This is a genomic window from Nocardiopsis sp. M1B1, from assembly GCF_052466615.1.
The window spans coordinates 3,495,177-3,509,914 of the sequence record NZ_CP196194.1; the positions used below are offsets into that span (position 1 = coordinate 3,495,177).

Genomic DNA, 14,738 nt, shown 5'->3' on the forward strand with positions numbered 1-14,738 from the left:
CCGCCGCCCTACCCACAGGGCGAGCGGCGGGGGTGCGCCGGGCAGCGGTCCTCACACGCCCGCGACCATGGGCGCGGTGTCCTGCCGGTGCTGCCGTGCGGCCCGCGCGGTCCCCTCCTGGTGCGGCGCCGCGGTGTACACGCCCACGTGGGGGTCCTCGGGAGCCAGCAGCAGGGCGCGGCCGAGCGTGGCCTGTGTGTGGGCGCAGGCGCGCGCCACCAGGGGCAGGGTGAGGGCGAACAGCACTCCGGCGAGCATGTGCGCCACCGTGGTCGCCAGCACCGGGTACTCGGGCGCCAGGTAGGTGCCCACGTCGGTGTAGCCGGGGATGGTGTACAGCGACCAGCCCCACAGCGGCTGGAGCAGCCCGGCCAGGGCGCCCGCCCACCAGGTGGCGGTGAGGCAGAAGCCGACCACGGCCACGGGCAGCAGCACCAGTGCGTGCAGGGCGTCCAGCCAGCTCTGCGGGCAGGCCAGCGGCGTCAGGGCCCGGCGCAGGGGACCGGCTCCGGGAGCGGGGGAGCGGTAGGGGCGGCGCGTCACCGGTCGGCGGCCCAGGTCGGCCAGGCGCACGCGTTCGACGTGGGCGAACCCGCGTGCGGCGTACAGGGCGCCCGTCATCAGGAACAGGCCCGCCATGACGACGGCGGTGCCCGCCCCGGCGGCCAGGACCGTCAGGACGACCACGAAGGCGATGAGGGCCAACGGCAGGCCCAGGAGGATGTGGCGGGTGTCGGCCAGGAGCCGGGCGACGGGGTTGCGGGTCGTGTCCATGGCCCCGAAGTTACGCCCGGCCGGGCCCGGAGTCAGGGCGGTACGGGTGCGGACCGGGGGTGGTGCTGGCTCCACCCCGCGTTGGCGCCGCCGCGTTCGGGCCCTTCGGTCACAGACCGCCCAGCAGGGCGGCGGCCTCCAAGGTGACGGGCCCGAGGCTGACGATCCCGTCGAAGACCCCCGCGAGCCACAGCCCGTGCCGCAGGACCAGGAAGCCGACGATGCCGATGATCCAGCCCAGGGCCTCCCGGGAGCCGGACTCGACCTTGGCCCGCCAGCGCTCCATCCGGGGCCGCAGCCGCTCGCCGAAGGCGCGGTAGGCCAGGTAGAGCAGGATCGGCGGGAGCACCATGACGACGTTGTAGGCGGCGAGCAGCGGCACCCAGGCCGCGGCGGAGAGCCCGGCGGTGGTCATGATGCCGATGGCGCCGAAGTAGGGCAGCGCGGTGCCGCCCTCCAGCAGGCCGGTGGCCAGGCCCAGCGCGACCATCGCGCCGGTGCGCAGCGAGGCGGGCCTGCGCTGCCGGCGCGGTCCGCTCGGCATGAACAGGGCGTAGGCGAGCATGCCCCCGCCCAGCACCACCATCACCCAGCCCAGGACGGGGCTGTCGGCGAGGTCGTCCAGGGCCTCGAACGCGAAGCCGAGGCCGAGCATGAGCGCGCAGCCCAGGGCGAAGTAGAAGGCGGCGACGGTGGCCAGGTAGACGAACAGGGGGCGGGCCACCGACCGCGCCCCGCTGAGTAACACGTACAGCGAGACCCCGATGGTGGCGGGGCTCAGGGTGTCCAGCAGCGCCAGTCCGGCGACCGGCAACAGCACTTCCAGGGACGGCATCGGGATCTCCCCCGCTCTCGTTTTCATACGCCTGTGCCAAATAAAATAACACAAGTGTGTTAGAAAGGGGAGGTGCCCAAGATCGTCGACCACGAACAGCGCCGCCGGGAACTGGCCGAAGCCCTGTGGCGGGTCATCGCCGAGTCCGGCCCGGCCGCCGTGTCCATCCGCTCCGTGGCCGCAGAGGCGGGCTGGTCCCCCGGAGCCCTGCGCCACTACTTCCAGACCCGCGAGGACCTGCTCGTCTTCGCCATGAACCTGTCCGAGGAGCGCGTCACCGCGCGCGTGACGGCCCTGAACGGCGCCCAGGACCCCGACACCCCGTTCCTGGACCGCATGGCCGAGTACGCCGAACAGCTCCTGCCCCTGGACGCGACCCGCCGCGCGGAGTACCGAGCCTGGGAGGCCGCCGGGCTGCTGGGGGAGTACGACCGAGACCGGGAGCAGCGCTGGAACAGCCAGCGCAGGCTCTACCGGCTCCTGATCGCCGCCCTCACCCAGCAGCCGGTGGAGGACCCCTTCCAGCCCCACCCCGACCCGTGGGTCGAGGAGTGGTCCGGCTACCTGCACACCCAGGTGGACGGGCTCGCCCTCCAGCTGATGGTCACCCCGGGCATGAAGGGCCCCGAGGGGGCGCGGCGGGAGCTGCGCGCCTTCCTGGCCCGCACCGAGGAGGCATGGCGGCTCCGCCAGGACGCCTGAGCGGCCGGTGCCCGGCGGAGACGGGAGCGCGGACGGCCGGGCGGCGACGCCCGGTGGAACCCTCCGAGGGGTCCTCGCCGCTCACCCCGGCCGAAGGAGGGTCTCAACAGCCCCCTCCACCGCCGCCGTCACCACCCCCACCGGACCCGCCGTCGCCGCCGCCCCTGCGGCCGCCGTCCGACCGGCTGTCGCCGTAGCGGAAGTCGTTCACGATGGAGATGACACAGACGACCAGCGGGACCACACCGACGACACCGATGACCACCACCGCCAGAAGCACGTCGAGAACGCTCATCTGTTTGTTGGGCGTGGATACCCCGTCCTTCAGGGCGGGGAGGAAACGCCCTCTCCTTCCTGTCGCTTTCTGTTGGATTCGGCTCACGCGATCGCGGGGCGGTCGCTACGGTGTGTGCCATGACCGGCAAGAGTGTGAAGCGGGCGTTTCGGTACCGCTTCTACCCGAGTGATGCGCAGGCGGCTGAGCTGTCGCGCACGTTCGGGTGTGTGCGCCTGGTCTACAACCGTGCTTTGGCCGAACGCAGCGCCGCCTGGCAGCAGCGCCGGGAGCGGGTGGGTTACTCCCACACCTCACCCCGGGCGCACCGTCTGGACCGGAGCGTCAGACCAGCCAGCGGCCGTCGCGCATCAGCTCCCGTCCGGACATCTCGTCCACCTCGCGCCAGGCCTGGACGCGGCGCGGCGTGACGCGGAACCAGAGGTAGGGCGCGGCCAGCGCGCGCGGGTCGAAGCCCGTCCTCTCGGCGAACCGGTCGCCCCGCTCCCGCGTCAGCGCGTCCATCCCGAGGACCTCGACCCGGCCCTCGATCATGGTCACGTCGCGGGTGCCGCCCAGCCCCAGCCGGACGGTGCGGGTGGCGGCCAGGTTCCTGCCGGTGGGGCTGTCCGCCGCGGTGGCCATCAACAGCGACTCGCCGTCCCAGTCGAAGGACAGCGGCACCAGATGGGGCACGCCGTCCTCCGAGGCGCTGGCCACCCAGACGTCGACGTCGCGGACGAGGCGCTCCTCGGTGTCGCGGCGGCGCCGGGCGCCGGAGCGGGGGCGGTCGTCCACCGGACGCGGCGCCGTCGTGGTCTCCTGCGCGTGAGAGCTGGTCACGGTCACTCCCCGTGGTCGTGGTTCGCGGTCGGCCCGGCGGGTTCGGCCGGGTCCGATCGCCGTGGTCCCAGCCTCCCCGGCCGGGGCGCGGACCGCCTCCGTACCGGCCACGGAAAGCACCACCCATAATGAGTCGGTGTCCAGTCCAGTGGTCTCGGCTCGGGAAGCCGAAGTACTCGCCCTGCTCGGAGAGCACCTCAGCAACGCGGAGATCGCCGCGCGCCTGGTCCTGTCGGTGCGCACCGTCGAGTCGCACGTCTCCTCGCTCCTGCGCAAACTCGCGCTGCCGGACCGGCGGGCGCTCGCCCGGCACGCGACCGCGTCCGCCCGCGCCGAGCGCGAGCGCTCGGCGCCTGTCCTGCCCGCACCGCTGACGTCGTTCGTCGGCCGGGTCCGCGAACGCGGGGAACTGGCCGGGGCGGTGACGACGCACCGGCTGGTGACCGTGGTCGGGCCGGGCGGGGTGGGCAAGACGCGCCTGTCGCTGGCGGTGGCGGCGGACGTGGCCGACGAGTTCGCCGACGGGGTGTGGTTCGTCGACCTGGTCCCGGTTACCGAGCCGGGCCGTGTGGGGGCCGCGGTAGCGGCGGCCGTGGGCGTGGGCGAGCAGCCCGGAAGCGGCGTCGACGACACGATCCTGGCCGCGCTGGCGGACCGCCGGGCCCTGCTGGTGCTGGACAACTGCGAACACGTGCGCGACGGGGTGACGCCCTTCCTGGAGCGGCTGCTGGCCGCCTGCCCGCGGCTGCGGGTGCTCGTGACGAGCCGGGCCCGGCTGATGGTGCCCTTCGAGCGGGTCCTCCCGCTCCCTCCGCTGTCGCGGGACGGCGGCGAGGAGTCGGACGCGGTGGCCCTGTTCATGGACCGGGCGGCCGTGGGCGGCTGGCCGCAGGGGCCCGCCGCGAGCGAGGAGGTCGTGGCCGTCTGCGAACGGCTCGGTGGCATGGCGCTGGCCATCGAACTGGCCGCGGCGCGGTGCTCGACGCTGGGACTGGACGGCCTCGCCGCCGGACTCTCCGACCAGCTTCGGGTCCTCACCGGCGGGTCCCGGGCCGACGACAGGCACCGGTCGGTGCGGGCGGTGCTGGACTGGAGCCACGACCTGCTGGAGCCCCGGGACCGGGCCCTGCTGCGCCGGGTGTCGGTGTTCGTCGCGCCGTTCACCCCCGAGGCCGCCGCCGGGGTCGCCGGGTTCGCCCCGCTGGACCCGGCCGCGGTCGTCGACGGGCTCGGCCGACTCGCCGAGCACAGCCTGCTCTCCGTGACACCGTCCGCGACCGGCACCCGCTACCACGCGCTGGAGACCATCCGCCAGTACGGGGCGGAGCGGCTCGCCGACACCGGCGAGCTGACCGGTGTCCGCTCCCGGCACCTGGACTGGTGCCTGGCCGGTGCGGCGGACCTCACCGCGACCGCGGGCGCGGACTGGCGCGCCCGGTTCGACGCCGCGGCGGAGGACATGCGGGCCGCCCTCACCTGGGCCTGCGACCAACCCGAACAGCGTGCCGAGGCCCACCGCCTCGCCTGCGCCGTGGCCGAGCTGTCCTTCACCCGCACCCTGCTCGGCGAGGCCCAGCAGCGGTTCGAACAGGCGGCGCGGCTCGCCGACACCGGCGCCGTCGCCGACGCGCTGCGCCAGGCCGCCGCCGTGGCCGGTTGCCGCGGCCTCGACGACGACATGTACCGCCTGCACCGCGCCGCCGCGCACGCCGCCCGCCGGGCCGGGGACACCGCGGGCTCCGGTCGCGACCTGGCGGCCGCCGCCACCGTCGCGTACCGGTTCTCCAGCTCGTTCACGCGGCTTCCCCCGGCGGAGGAGGTGACGGACATGCTCGCGCGGGCCCGGGAGCTGTCCGGCGACGCTCCGGCCGCCCGGGCCGCCGTCGCGCTGGCCGAGGCGGCGGTGGTCGCGGACGCGTTCGGCGCGGTCCAGGGGGACCCCGACAACTCCGCCGAGGAGACGGTCCGGAGCGCCGAACGGGCGGTCGCGCTCGCCCGCGGCGCGGGGGACCCGGTGGCCGAGTCCGCCGCCCTGGACGCGCTCTCGGGCGCCCAGAGCTGGGCCGGGAACGCCTTCGCCGGTGCGGCCGCCTCCCGGCGCAGGGTCGACATCCTGGCCTCGCGACCGCCCACCCCCGCCACCACGCACGAGCTGATGGACGCCCTCGCCATGGCCGCCGGAACCTCCCTCGGCGTGGGCCGGCTGCCGGAGGCCCGGCGGTGGGGCAGGCAGCTCGCCGACCACCCGCTGCTGGCCGAGGCGGGCCACAGCGCCACGTCCTGGCTCCTGGTGGCGGACGCGTTCAGCGGCGACGCCGACGGGGTCCTCACCGGCAGCACGAGGTTCCTCGACGCGTGGGAGCAGAACGGCCGACCGCGGACGCGCTCCCTGGGACCGGCCGCCGCGTCGGTCGCGATGGTCCACGGCCTGCGCGGCGACCACGGCGCACGGGCTGCCTGGCTCGCGATCGTCGACCGGGCCGGGTCCGAGGCTGACCACCGCCTGGGCTACGGCGCGGTCTTCGACACCATGGTCCTGCTCCACCACGGGGACGCGGAGTCCGCCCTGGAACGCGTCGAACCGGAGCCGGACCGGGTGTGGAAGTGGGTGTGCTGGGTCTGGCTCCACTGGTACACGGCGCTCAGGGCGGAGACGGCGGTGCTCGCCGGGCACCCGAAGGCCCGGGAGCGGATCGCCTCCGCCCGGGCCGTGGTCACCGGAAACCCGGTCGCCAGCGCCCAGGTGGACCGTGCGGAGGCGCTGCTCGACGGCGACCGGGCGGGGCAGCTCGCCGCCGCCGCGGCGTTCGACGCGGCCGGTTGCCGCTACCAGGCGGCGCGCACGCTGGTGCTCGCCGGGGGTGAGCACGCCGCCGCGGGCGGGGCCGCGCTCACCGACCTCGGCCTCGCGCCCGGCCGGTGAGCACGCGGGAGACCGGTGACCGGACGGGGCCGGTGACCACACGGACCCGGTGAGCGCCCGGCAGCCGGTGACGGCGGGAGACCGGTGGCCGCGCCTCAGCTCACCGCACGCCTCACCAGCTCGGCGATGCGTGCCTCCGTCTCGTCCGTCACCTCGGTCAGGGCGAAACCGGTCGCCCACATCGTGTCCTCGTCCAGCCGGGCCAGGTCGCTGAACCCGAGCGTCGCGTAGCGCGTCCCGAACTTGGCCGCGCTCTGGAAGTGGCAGACGACCTTGCCGTCCAGCGCGTAGGCGGGCATCCCGTACCAGAGCTTCGGCGCGAGGGCCGGGGCGTTGGCCGTGACGACGGCGTGGACGCGCTCGGCCATGGCCCGGTCCGAGTCCCGCATCCCGGCGATCTTCGCGAGCACGTCGCGCTCCGCCTCCGCCGCCTTCTCCGCGCGCGAGGCGCGGCGCGCCGCCTTCTTCTGCTCCCGGGCGTGGTCCTTCATCGCGGCCCGCTCCTCGGCCGAGAACCCCTCGTACGTGCCCTTGGCGGTGCTGGTCATGCCTACTCCCTCGGTTGCGGGCCGCGGTCGGCCCGGTGCGTGCGGCCGTGCCGGCCTTCGTGTCCACAGCCTCTCCCGGCGGGGGTGCGCGGCGCCTCCGTGCTGACCACGGAAACCACCACGGACCGCGGGCCCCGTACTCACGCGGCGCCGGATTCCGGACGCCCCTTGAGTCCCTCTTGTCCCAGGGGTCCGTGTTCTTCGCTATGTCCGGTGGCCGATACTGGGGGTGCCAGCGGCCGGAACCAACGGGGGAGATGCGTGTGACCACTAGCAGTGAGACGGCTTCGGGGCCCTGGACCGACCTGGTCTACAGGACCGCCGTCACCGATGACGTCCCCGCGCTCGTCGAGCTGGTCAACTCCTGCTACCGCGGCGACTCCTCCAAACAGGGCTGGACCACCGAGGCCGACCTGCTCGACGGCCAGCGCGTGGACGCCGGGGGCATGGCCGAGCTGCTGTCGCGCACCAACACGATCGTGCTGGTCGCCGAGGCCCAGGGGCGGATCGTGGCCTGCTGCGAGCTCCAGCGCGGCGTCAACGGCGCCTACTTCGGCATGTTCTCGGTACGGCCCGGCATCCAGGGCGGGGGCCTGGGCAAGCGGGTCCTGGCCGAGGCGGAGGAGACCGCGGTGCGCGAGTGGGGCTGCCGCCTGATGCGGATGAAGGTGCTCAAGCAGCGCCCGGAGCTGATCGCCTGGTACGAGCGGCGCGGCTACACCAACACCGGCAAGACCGAACCCTTCCCCTACGGTGACGCGACTTTCGGTCTGCCCAAGCGCGCGGATCTGGCCTTCGTCGAGCTCACCCGGGAACTGCCCGCCCCCTGACCTGGGCGGCCGGTCCGGGGCCCGGCCGTGTCAGCCCTGTTCGAGGTTGGCCGACATCCGCTCCAGCACGTCGACCGCGGTGCGGTACTCCTCGGCGCTGATCCCCCGTGAGATACGGCGGCGGGCCTCGTCGACCCTGGCGAAGAGGGCCTCGTGCGCGGCCTCTCCCGCCGCGCTGAGGTTCAGGGAGACCAGGCCCTCCACCCAGCCGCGCCGACGCAGCTCCTCGACCACCGGGGTGACGCTGTACTCGTCCTCGTCCAGGAACGCGGCGAGCCTGCGGTCCAGGTCGGCGATCGTGCCCGGTTCGGTGTGCAGGGAGTTGAGCACCTGCCAGTGGCGGCGCCCCAGCGACTCCGCGGCCAGGGTCCGGTCCAGGTCGTTCTCGATGAGCCGGTCCAGGTGCTTGAGCCAGTAGCCGATCGGCAGGTCGGACATGGTGCTCCTTCCAGCGGGGACTGCGCGGGCGTCCACTCTCCGAGACACGTCGAAGATAGATCGCCGCACCGCGCACCGCCAACGACCGGCGGCGGTGTCGGCGCGGGGGTCCTGACGCGGCGGGCGGCGCGCCCCCGGGCCGCGGAGTCCCCGTGTCGGGTCAGGCCCGGCACAGGATCGCGCCGCGCGGGATCACGAACACCCCGTCGGGGTCCCGGCTCCAGGCCGTCCAGCCCGCCGAGACGCGTTCCAGCTCCTCGCGGGTGGCGTGGCCCTCCGCGACCGCCTGGCGGCCCATGTCCGACTCCAGGATGCGCCGGGACCACATGCCGCCCCACCAGGCGCGGCGCTCGGGGGAGGAGTGGTTCCACACCTCGGCCACGTAGGTGACGTCCTCGAACCCGGCCTCACGGGCCCAGGAGGCCATGCGCCGCCCCGCGTCGGGCTCGCCGCCGTTGGCGCGCGCCACGCGCTGGTACAGGTCCATCCACGCGTCCAGTTCGGGCAGGCGCGGGTACCAGTACATAGCGGAGTAGTCGCTGTCGCAGGCGGCCACGACCCCGCCCGGCCTGGCCACGCGGCGCATCTCCGCCAGGGCCCGGACCGGGTCGGCCACGTGCTGGAGGACCTGGTGGGCGTGGACGACGTCGAAGGAGTCGTCGGGCAGGTCCAGGTCGTGGACGTCGCCGACCCGGAACTCGATGTTGTCGGCCCCGGCCTCCCGCGCGCTGGCGCGGGCCAGTTCGACGGCCTGGGCCGAGGCGTCCACGGCGGTGACCCTCCCCGGGGCGACCCTGCGGGCGAGGTCGGCGGTGATGCTGCCCGGGCCGCAGCCCACGTCCAGCAGCGAGCAGCCGGGGACCATCCGGTCCAGGGCGTAGGCGGCGGAGTTCTCCGCGTCGCGCCAGCGGTAGGAGTCGGTGACCGTGGGGTGCTGGCCGTGGGTGTAGCGCGTCATCGAACGCCCTCTCGTGGGTCGCGGGCGGGAGCGAACACCTCGGACCCTACACCGACATCTCTGTAAATGAGATTCCATTCTCGTTATATGAGACAAAGAAGGGGGTGCCCTGTTCGGAGGGGCTCCTCCCCGGGCCGTGGAGGCGACCGGCCACGGAACGGGCGAGAGGGGCGAAACTCCTGGGAAAAACCCCGCCCGGGCCGATGAGTTCCGCCGCCCGGAGGCGTCATCACGGGTAGGGCGGACGCGCGCAGGGCCGCGCCGCACACCGAGAGGACCAGACCATGACACGGCTCAACAAGATCACCCCCTGCCTGTGGTTCGACACCCGCGCCGAGGAGGCGGCCCGCTTCTACGTGGGCCTGTTCGACAACTCGCGCATCCTGCGGGTCCGGCACTTCGGACCCGAGGGGCCCCGGCCCGCCGACATGGTGCTGACCGTGGACTTCGAGATCGACGGCCAGCAGATCACCGCGCTCAACGGGGGCCCGGAGTTCACCTTCTCCGAGGCGGTCTCCCTCCAGGTGATCTGCGACAGCCAGGAGGAGTCCGACCACTACTGGGCCAGGCTCAGCGAGGGGGGCGAGGAGGGCCAGTGCGGCTGGCTCAGGGACCGCTTCGGCTTCTCCTGGCAGGTCTTCCCGGCTGAGCTGGACGACCTGCTGGCCGATCCCGACCCCGGCCGGGCCGGACGCGCCATGCGGGCCATGCTCAAGATGGGCCGGATCGACCTGCCCGAGATCCGGCGGGCCGCGGACGCGGCCTGACCCTCGGCGGCCGTCCGCGCCGGGAGACGGCGGCGCGGACGGCCGCGTCCGGGATCAGACCCGGGCAAGAGACAGGTAGGCGAAGCCGATCGTCTCCCGGGTGCCGCGCAGCCAGAAGTTCCGGTGCCGGTCCGCCCTGGCCCGGACCTCGTCGGCGTCGGGGGAGACGGGGTTGCGCTCCAGCCATTCCTCCCACCCCCGGGAGTGCCGGGACTCGAAGTCGTCCCATTCCTCCAGGGTGGCCTGCGACAGCGCCCGCAGCCGGAAGCCGTGGGAGAGGGCGAGGTCCACCAGGTCGGGCAGAGACCGGTACTGGGCGCGCGGGATGTCGGTCATGGCCTCCAGCTCCGCGGGCGTCGGCTCGCGCAGCCAGAAGCACTCACCGAACAGGAACCGGCCGCCGGGCCGGAGCAGGTCGGCGACCGCCTCCAGGGCGTTGACGGTGTGCGTCACCGGGTCGCCGCCCCACACGTGGCTGGCGCCGTTGTTGACCACCACGTCCGCATGCGTGCCGGACCAGGCGCCCGCGTCCCCGACCGCGAGTTCGACGCGGTCGGCGAGGCCCCGGGCCACGGCGTTGGCGCGCCCGCGCTCCACGGCCTCCTCATCGAGGTCGATGCCGAACCCGGTGGCGGTCGGCTCGCTCTCCAGGGCGCGCAGCAGCAGTTCGGCCCAGCCGCAGCCGATGTCCACGATCCGTCTGCCCTCCAGGCGGCCCAGGTCGCGGATGAGTCCGGCGGCGCGGGCGTCGGAGAGCGGGCCGTTGAAGTCGGCGTCGCGGTACAGGGGAGGCACGGGCGGTGTGGTCATCCGAACACCCTGGCGGGGGAGCCGCCGCCCGTCCACCCGTTTCCGGGGCGCGGAGCCGCCCTCCCCATGGAAGGCTCCGGTCGGCGCGCCGGAGCCCGGGCCGGGGGAGCCCCGTGACGGGAAGGCGTGTCGAGCGCTCCGGTCCGGGTCGGCCCGCGGGGCGGCCGGGTATTTCCGGTGCGTCGACCCGGCGGCAGGGTCTAGACTGCCGCGCATGATGGCAGTCGCAGTCACGGACTAGGCGGGCGTCCGCGCCCGCCGCGCGCCGCGTGCCGTCCCTGGGGGGCGGGCGGGGCCTGCTTGGCGTACCGCGCGGGCGGAACGGCTTCCCTTCCGTTTCCCGGCCCGCCTCGACGCGGGTCCGACCCGATCGGCCATCATGAACTCCTTCCGAACTCCCGACGCGCGCTCAGGCCGCCGGGAGCACCTCACCGCTGCCCGCCGCTGGTGGGCGCTCGCGGCGGTGTCGATGCTCCAGTTCCTCATCGCCGTGGACGTCACGGTCGTCAACATCGCCCTGCCCTCCATCGGCGCCGACCTGGACGCCGGTCCGCAGGGCCTGACCTGGGTCGTCGCCGGTTACACGCTGGTCGGCGGCGGCCTGCTGCTGCTCGGCGGGCGCGTGTGCGACCTGCTGGGGCGGCGGCGCATGCTGCTCCTGGGCGCCGCCCTGTTCGGCGCGGCCTCGCTCGTCGCGGGCGCGGCGCCGGACCTGCCCTGGCTCCTGGCCGCCCGCTTCGGGCAGGGGGCCGGTGAGGCGCTGGCCTCCCCGGCGGCGATGTCGCTGATCGCGATGCTCTTCCCCGACCCCCAGGAGCGCGCCAGGGCCCTCGGCGTCTGGGGCGCCATCTCCAGCTCCGGCCTGGTGGGCGGGGTGCTGCTGTCCGGCGTGATCACCGAGCTGCTGCACTGGCGGTGGATCTTCCTGGTCAACCTGCCCGTGGTCGCCGTGGTCCTGGTGGCGGTCCCGCTGCTGGTCGCGCCCGACCGCGTCCGCGGCGCGGCGTCGAAGGCCCAGGCCCCGGCCGCCCCGACCGCCGAGACCGGCGCCGTGCGGCGCCGTCCCGACGTGCTGGGCGGGCTGCTGCTGACGGCCGGTCCGCTGGCCCTGGTGCATGGTGTGCTCCAGGCGGCGGAGCACCCGTGGACGGAGCCGCGGGTGTACGTCCCCGTGCTCGCGGGCGCCGCGGCGATGGGGCTGTTCGTCCTGGTCGAGGCCAGGTCGCGCAACCCGCTGGTGCCGCTGTCCTTCTTCGCCGACCGCACCAGGCTGGTCGCCAACGGGGCGACGGTGCTGCTCAGCGCGGCGCTGTCGACCTCCTTCCTGCTGGTGACGCTCTACCTCCAGCACGTGCTGGGGATGAGCCCCATGCAGGCGGGGCTGGCGTACGTGCCGTTCTGCGCGGCGATCCTGGTCTCGGCGACCGTGGTCGGCCGGATCATCGGAGCCCTGGGCCTGTCCGGGGCGGCGATCGCGGGCCTGCTGTCGGCCGCGGCCGGAACCGCGTGGCTGTCGCGGCTGCCGGTGGACGGCGGTCTGTGGACCGACGCCATGCCCGGCATGCTCCTGGTCGGTGTCGGCATGGGCGTCGGCCTGATCGCCCTGCAGAACGCCGCCCTGCACGGGGTGACCGAGGCCGACGCGGGGGTCGCCTCCGGCGTCCAGCGCTCGGTCGACCAGCTCGGCGGGGCCACCGGCATGGCCGTCCTCGTCGGCGCGGCGGTCGCCGCGGGGGCGTCCGGCGACGTCGCCGCCTCCGTGGAGGGCTACCGCACCGCCTTCTTCTGGGCGACCGTCGGCGTCCTGCTGGCAGCCGCCGGTGTGGCCCTGTCCGCCTGGCGGTCCGGCCGCGCCTGACCGGCGCCACCGCCCTTCCGGGGCCGCCGCGTGACAGGCGGCCCCGGAAGGGGGCACGGCTGCGGTCAGATGTGGCGGGCGCCGCCGGACCCGTCCGCGGGGCCGGGGCGGTCCACGTAGCTCAGGATCACGTCGCAGCTGTACTGGAACTCGTCCATGAGCCGCTGCGCCTCGATCAGGAGCACACCGTAGGGCAGCCGGAGGTCGTCGAAGGGCGGGGAGTCCTCGCTCTCCTTGGCCCGCACGAGGTCGTCGTGGCGCTCCCGGGCCTGCTCCGCGAGCCGGCACAGCCTCCGGGCCTGGGGGTCGAGCCGGTCCTGGTCCAACCCGCTGAGCTCGCGGGTGATCTCGGCGACCGAGGCGAGGAAGTCCCCGTACAGGCGCAGGAAGTCCTGGTGGACGGAGCGCTCCTCGTCACGGCTCCACAGGTGGATGCTGCGGGCCAGGGAGCCCAGCTGGTGGGTGGTGCGCTCCAGGGCGTCGACGAGCTGCTGGTAGCCCTCGAAGGCGACGTGGTGGCGGTGTCTGCGCAGGAGCCTGGCCGGGTTGAGGTAGACGCTCTCCCAGGCGGTGTCCACCGCCGAACGCGTCTGCTGGACGGTCGACGCGAGCCGGTTGGCCCGCCGCCGCCAGTTCTCGGCCTCGTCCTCGGTCAGTTCCCCCCGTTCCATCCCGCGCCGGATGTCCCCGATCAGGTCGCACTCGGAGTGCGCGAGGGAGCGGATGGCGTACTCCGCGCTGCGAAAGCGCATGGGCGGCAGCACGAGGACGTTGACCGCGGTGCCGATGGCGCAGCCGATGAGCACCAGCAACAGGATTTGGGAGAGGTCCACCAGGCGCCCGGTGTAGCCCTGCGAGGTCAGGAAGGTGGAGAAGGCGAAGAACGCGGCCGTGACCACCTGGGAGCCCTGGCTGCCCAGGGGCCTCCACCGGCCGATGATCAGGGCGATGAGCGTGACCACGACGAAGGTCAGCATGTCCGGGCCCGCGGCGAAGCCCAGGACGGCCTGCACCGTGATCCCCAGCGCCACCGCGCCCACGTAGCGCAGCGACTGGACCACCGACTGGTAGACGGTGACCTGCATCATCAGGACCGCGGTGAAGGGGGCGAAGGCCGGGGAGCTGGCCTGGATCAGGTGCTGTGCGACGAACCACGCCAACGAGGCGGCCAGGGCGCTCTTGCCGATAGACAGCGCCGTGTGCCGTTCGTGCCCGTCCGAGCCCACCGCACGGCTCACCCACGCGCGTGCGCGGGCCACGGCTCCGTCCGCGCCCGCCCTGTCCCGACCCGCCACTGGTTCCTCCCACCGGTGCCCTCGCCAACCTTCTTCCACGGCCGCAGCTACCCCGGGTGAGGGGCGACGAAGCGCGGGAGGGGGACGGACGTGGGTCACTCAGCGGCGCAGGGCGCAGTCCCCGCAGTACCCCCCGCCCGGAACCCGGTAGTACAGGCAGCACGTGGTGCGCCGGAACACTCCCAGACCGGAGGCGTCCACTCCCGTGTAACCGCCGGTCCCGGCCAGGGAGGGGCGCCCCAGCAGGTCCGCGGCCACCTCCCCGGCCAGCGCGCGCACCGCGGTCCGGTCCGCGCCCAGGGCGCGCACGGCCCCGGCCAGGGCGGAGGCGGTGTTGCCCCGCAGAAGCCCCGGCGCCACCCCGCCCGCCCCGGCCAGTCCGCGCGCCGCACGGGCCAGGACGCCGAGGACCACGGTGCGCTCGACCCAGTCGGCCAGTTCCGCCGTCCCCCCGGTCGCCACCGCGGCCTCCTCCTGGGAGGTGCGCAGCACCACCGGCCCCTCCCGGTGCGGGTCCCAGTGGAACCGCGCCGCGTCCACCAGCGCCCCGTGGCACAGCCCGGCCGCCAGCACCGGCGACAGCAGCCGCGTCGCCAGCCCCTGCTGGAACACCGACGCCGCCACCCGCCACTCCACCACCGCGTCCGGCCGCCCCGCCAGCTCCGCCAGGCGGTTCCGCGTCCGCTCCACCTCGGCCGCGAGGACGCGGGGCTCCAGAGCCCCGCCGCCTCCCAGCGGCAGCCACCCCGGGCCGGGAGGGGCCGCATCCACGGCGAACAGCGTGTTGACCCGGCCGACCTCCGCCAGGACCGGCCGCACCGCCGTCGTCCCCGCTCCGTCCACCCCGCACCCGTCCTTCCCCTCGCCCGGAAACACCCGAGTG

General features: G+C 74.5%; 15 protein-coding genes and 1 pseudogene. 6 read left to right on the top strand and 10 right to left on the bottom strand.

The annotated features are described in order from the left end of the window. Nucleotides 1-51 precede the first annotated feature (51 nt). Both ACSTA4_RS15175 and ACSTA4_RS15180 read right to left on the bottom strand, forming a co-directional pair. On the bottom strand, nucleotides 52-774 hold the full coding sequence (locus tag ACSTA4_RS15175) for a sensor domain-containing protein (RefSeq protein WP_444959832.1): 723 nt from the start codon (nucleotides 772-774) through the stop codon (nucleotides 52-54). Nucleotides 775-883: 109 nt separating this feature from the next. Beyond that, a complete protein-coding gene (locus tag ACSTA4_RS15180) occupies nucleotides 884-1,609 on the bottom strand; it encodes a GAP family protein (protein WP_444959833.1) in 726 nt (241 codons plus the stop codon). Between the two features lie 72 nt (nucleotides 1,610-1,681). Here ACSTA4_RS15180 and ACSTA4_RS15185 point away from each other — a divergent pair, with 72 nt between their 5' ends. Then, nucleotides 1,682-2,311: a TetR/AcrR family transcriptional regulator gene (locus ACSTA4_RS15185; RefSeq protein WP_444959834.1), complete on the top strand. Its 630-nt coding sequence runs from the start codon at nucleotides 1,682-1,684 to the stop codon at nucleotides 2,309-2,311. Between the two features lie 103 nt (nucleotides 2,312-2,414). On the opposite strand, the gene ACSTA4_RS15190 is transcribed toward ACSTA4_RS15185, so the two are convergent. After that, nucleotides 2,415-2,606: a hypothetical protein gene (locus ACSTA4_RS15190; RefSeq protein WP_248770460.1), complete on the bottom strand. Its 192-nt coding sequence runs from the start codon at nucleotides 2,604-2,606 to the stop codon at nucleotides 2,415-2,417. Between the two features lie 119 nt (nucleotides 2,607-2,725). Between ACSTA4_RS15190 and ACSTA4_RS15195 the strand changes: the two are divergent. After that, nucleotides 2,726-2,902 (top strand): annotated as a pseudogene (locus ACSTA4_RS15195) (helix-turn-helix domain-containing protein); the annotation flags it as partial. A 28-nt stretch (nucleotides 2,903-2,930) separates the two neighbouring features. Here the strand turns inward: ACSTA4_RS15195 and ACSTA4_RS15200 are convergent. Continuing rightward, nucleotides 2,931-3,428: a pyridoxamine 5'-phosphate oxidase family protein gene (locus ACSTA4_RS15200; RefSeq protein ID WP_444959835.1), complete on the bottom strand. Its 498-nt coding sequence runs from the start codon at nucleotides 3,426-3,428 to the stop codon at nucleotides 2,931-2,933. 136 nt (nucleotides 3,429-3,564) lie between these two features. Here ACSTA4_RS15200 and ACSTA4_RS15205 point away from each other — a divergent pair, with 136 nt between their 5' ends. Continuing rightward, entirely contained in the window at nucleotides 3,565-6,351 is a 2,787-nt protein-coding gene (locus ACSTA4_RS15205; RefSeq protein ID WP_444959836.1) for an ATP-binding protein, read from the top strand. Between the two features lie 95 nt (nucleotides 6,352-6,446). On the opposite strand, the gene ACSTA4_RS15210 is transcribed toward ACSTA4_RS15205, so the two are convergent. Then, entirely contained in the window at nucleotides 6,447-6,899 is a 453-nt protein-coding gene (locus tag ACSTA4_RS15210; protein WP_444959837.1) for an iron chaperone, read from the bottom strand. Between the two features lie 257 nt (nucleotides 6,900-7,156). On the opposite strand from ACSTA4_RS15210, the gene ACSTA4_RS15215 reads away from it, so the two are divergent. Beyond that, a complete protein-coding gene (locus ACSTA4_RS15215; protein WP_444959838.1) occupies nucleotides 7,157-7,729 on the top strand; it encodes a GNAT family N-acetyltransferase in 573 nt (190 codons plus the stop codon). A gap of 30 nt (nucleotides 7,730-7,759) precedes the next feature. Here the strand turns inward: ACSTA4_RS15215 and ACSTA4_RS15220 are convergent, their stop codons facing one another. Further along, on the bottom strand, nucleotides 7,760-8,167 hold the full coding sequence (locus tag ACSTA4_RS15220) for a MarR family winged helix-turn-helix transcriptional regulator (RefSeq protein ID WP_274977993.1): 408 nt from the start codon (nucleotides 8,165-8,167) through the stop codon (nucleotides 7,760-7,762). A gap of 160 nt (nucleotides 8,168-8,327) precedes the next feature. Beyond that, nucleotides 8,328-9,125, bottom strand: a complete 798-nt coding sequence (locus ACSTA4_RS15225) for a methyltransferase domain-containing protein (RefSeq protein ID WP_444959839.1) — start codon at nucleotides 9,123-9,125, stop codon at nucleotides 8,328-8,330. A gap of 284 nt (nucleotides 9,126-9,409) precedes the next feature. On the opposite strand from ACSTA4_RS15225, the gene ACSTA4_RS15230 reads away from it, so the two are divergent. Beyond that, a complete protein-coding gene (locus ACSTA4_RS15230; protein ID WP_444959840.1) occupies nucleotides 9,410-9,892 on the top strand; it encodes a VOC family protein in 483 nt (160 codons plus the stop codon). A 54-nt stretch (nucleotides 9,893-9,946) separates the two neighbouring features. Here the strand turns inward: ACSTA4_RS15230 and ACSTA4_RS15235 are convergent, their stop codons facing one another. Then, nucleotides 9,947-10,702, bottom strand: a complete 756-nt coding sequence (locus ACSTA4_RS15235; protein ID WP_444959841.1) for an SAM-dependent methyltransferase — start codon at nucleotides 10,700-10,702, stop codon at nucleotides 9,947-9,949. 379 nt (nucleotides 10,703-11,081) lie between these two features. Between ACSTA4_RS15235 and ACSTA4_RS15240 the strand changes: the two genes are divergently transcribed. Then, entirely contained in the window at nucleotides 11,082-12,560 is a 1,479-nt protein-coding gene (locus ACSTA4_RS15240) for an MFS transporter (RefSeq protein WP_444959842.1), read from the top strand. Nucleotides 12,561-12,625: 65 nt separating this feature from the next. On the opposite strand, the gene ACSTA4_RS15245 is transcribed toward ACSTA4_RS15240, so the two are convergent. Both ACSTA4_RS15245 and ACSTA4_RS15250 read right to left on the bottom strand, forming a co-directional pair. Further along, nucleotides 12,626-13,819 (bottom strand): FUSC family protein, encoded by a 1,194-nt coding sequence (locus ACSTA4_RS15245; RefSeq protein WP_444959843.1) that lies wholly within the window; start codon nucleotides 13,817-13,819, stop codon nucleotides 12,626-12,628. 135 nt (nucleotides 13,820-13,954) lie between these two features. Then, nucleotides 13,955-14,698, bottom strand: a complete 744-nt coding sequence (locus ACSTA4_RS15250) for a (2Fe-2S)-binding protein (RefSeq protein WP_444959844.1) — start codon at nucleotides 14,696-14,698, stop codon at nucleotides 13,955-13,957. Nucleotides 14,699-14,738 lie beyond the last annotated feature (40 nt).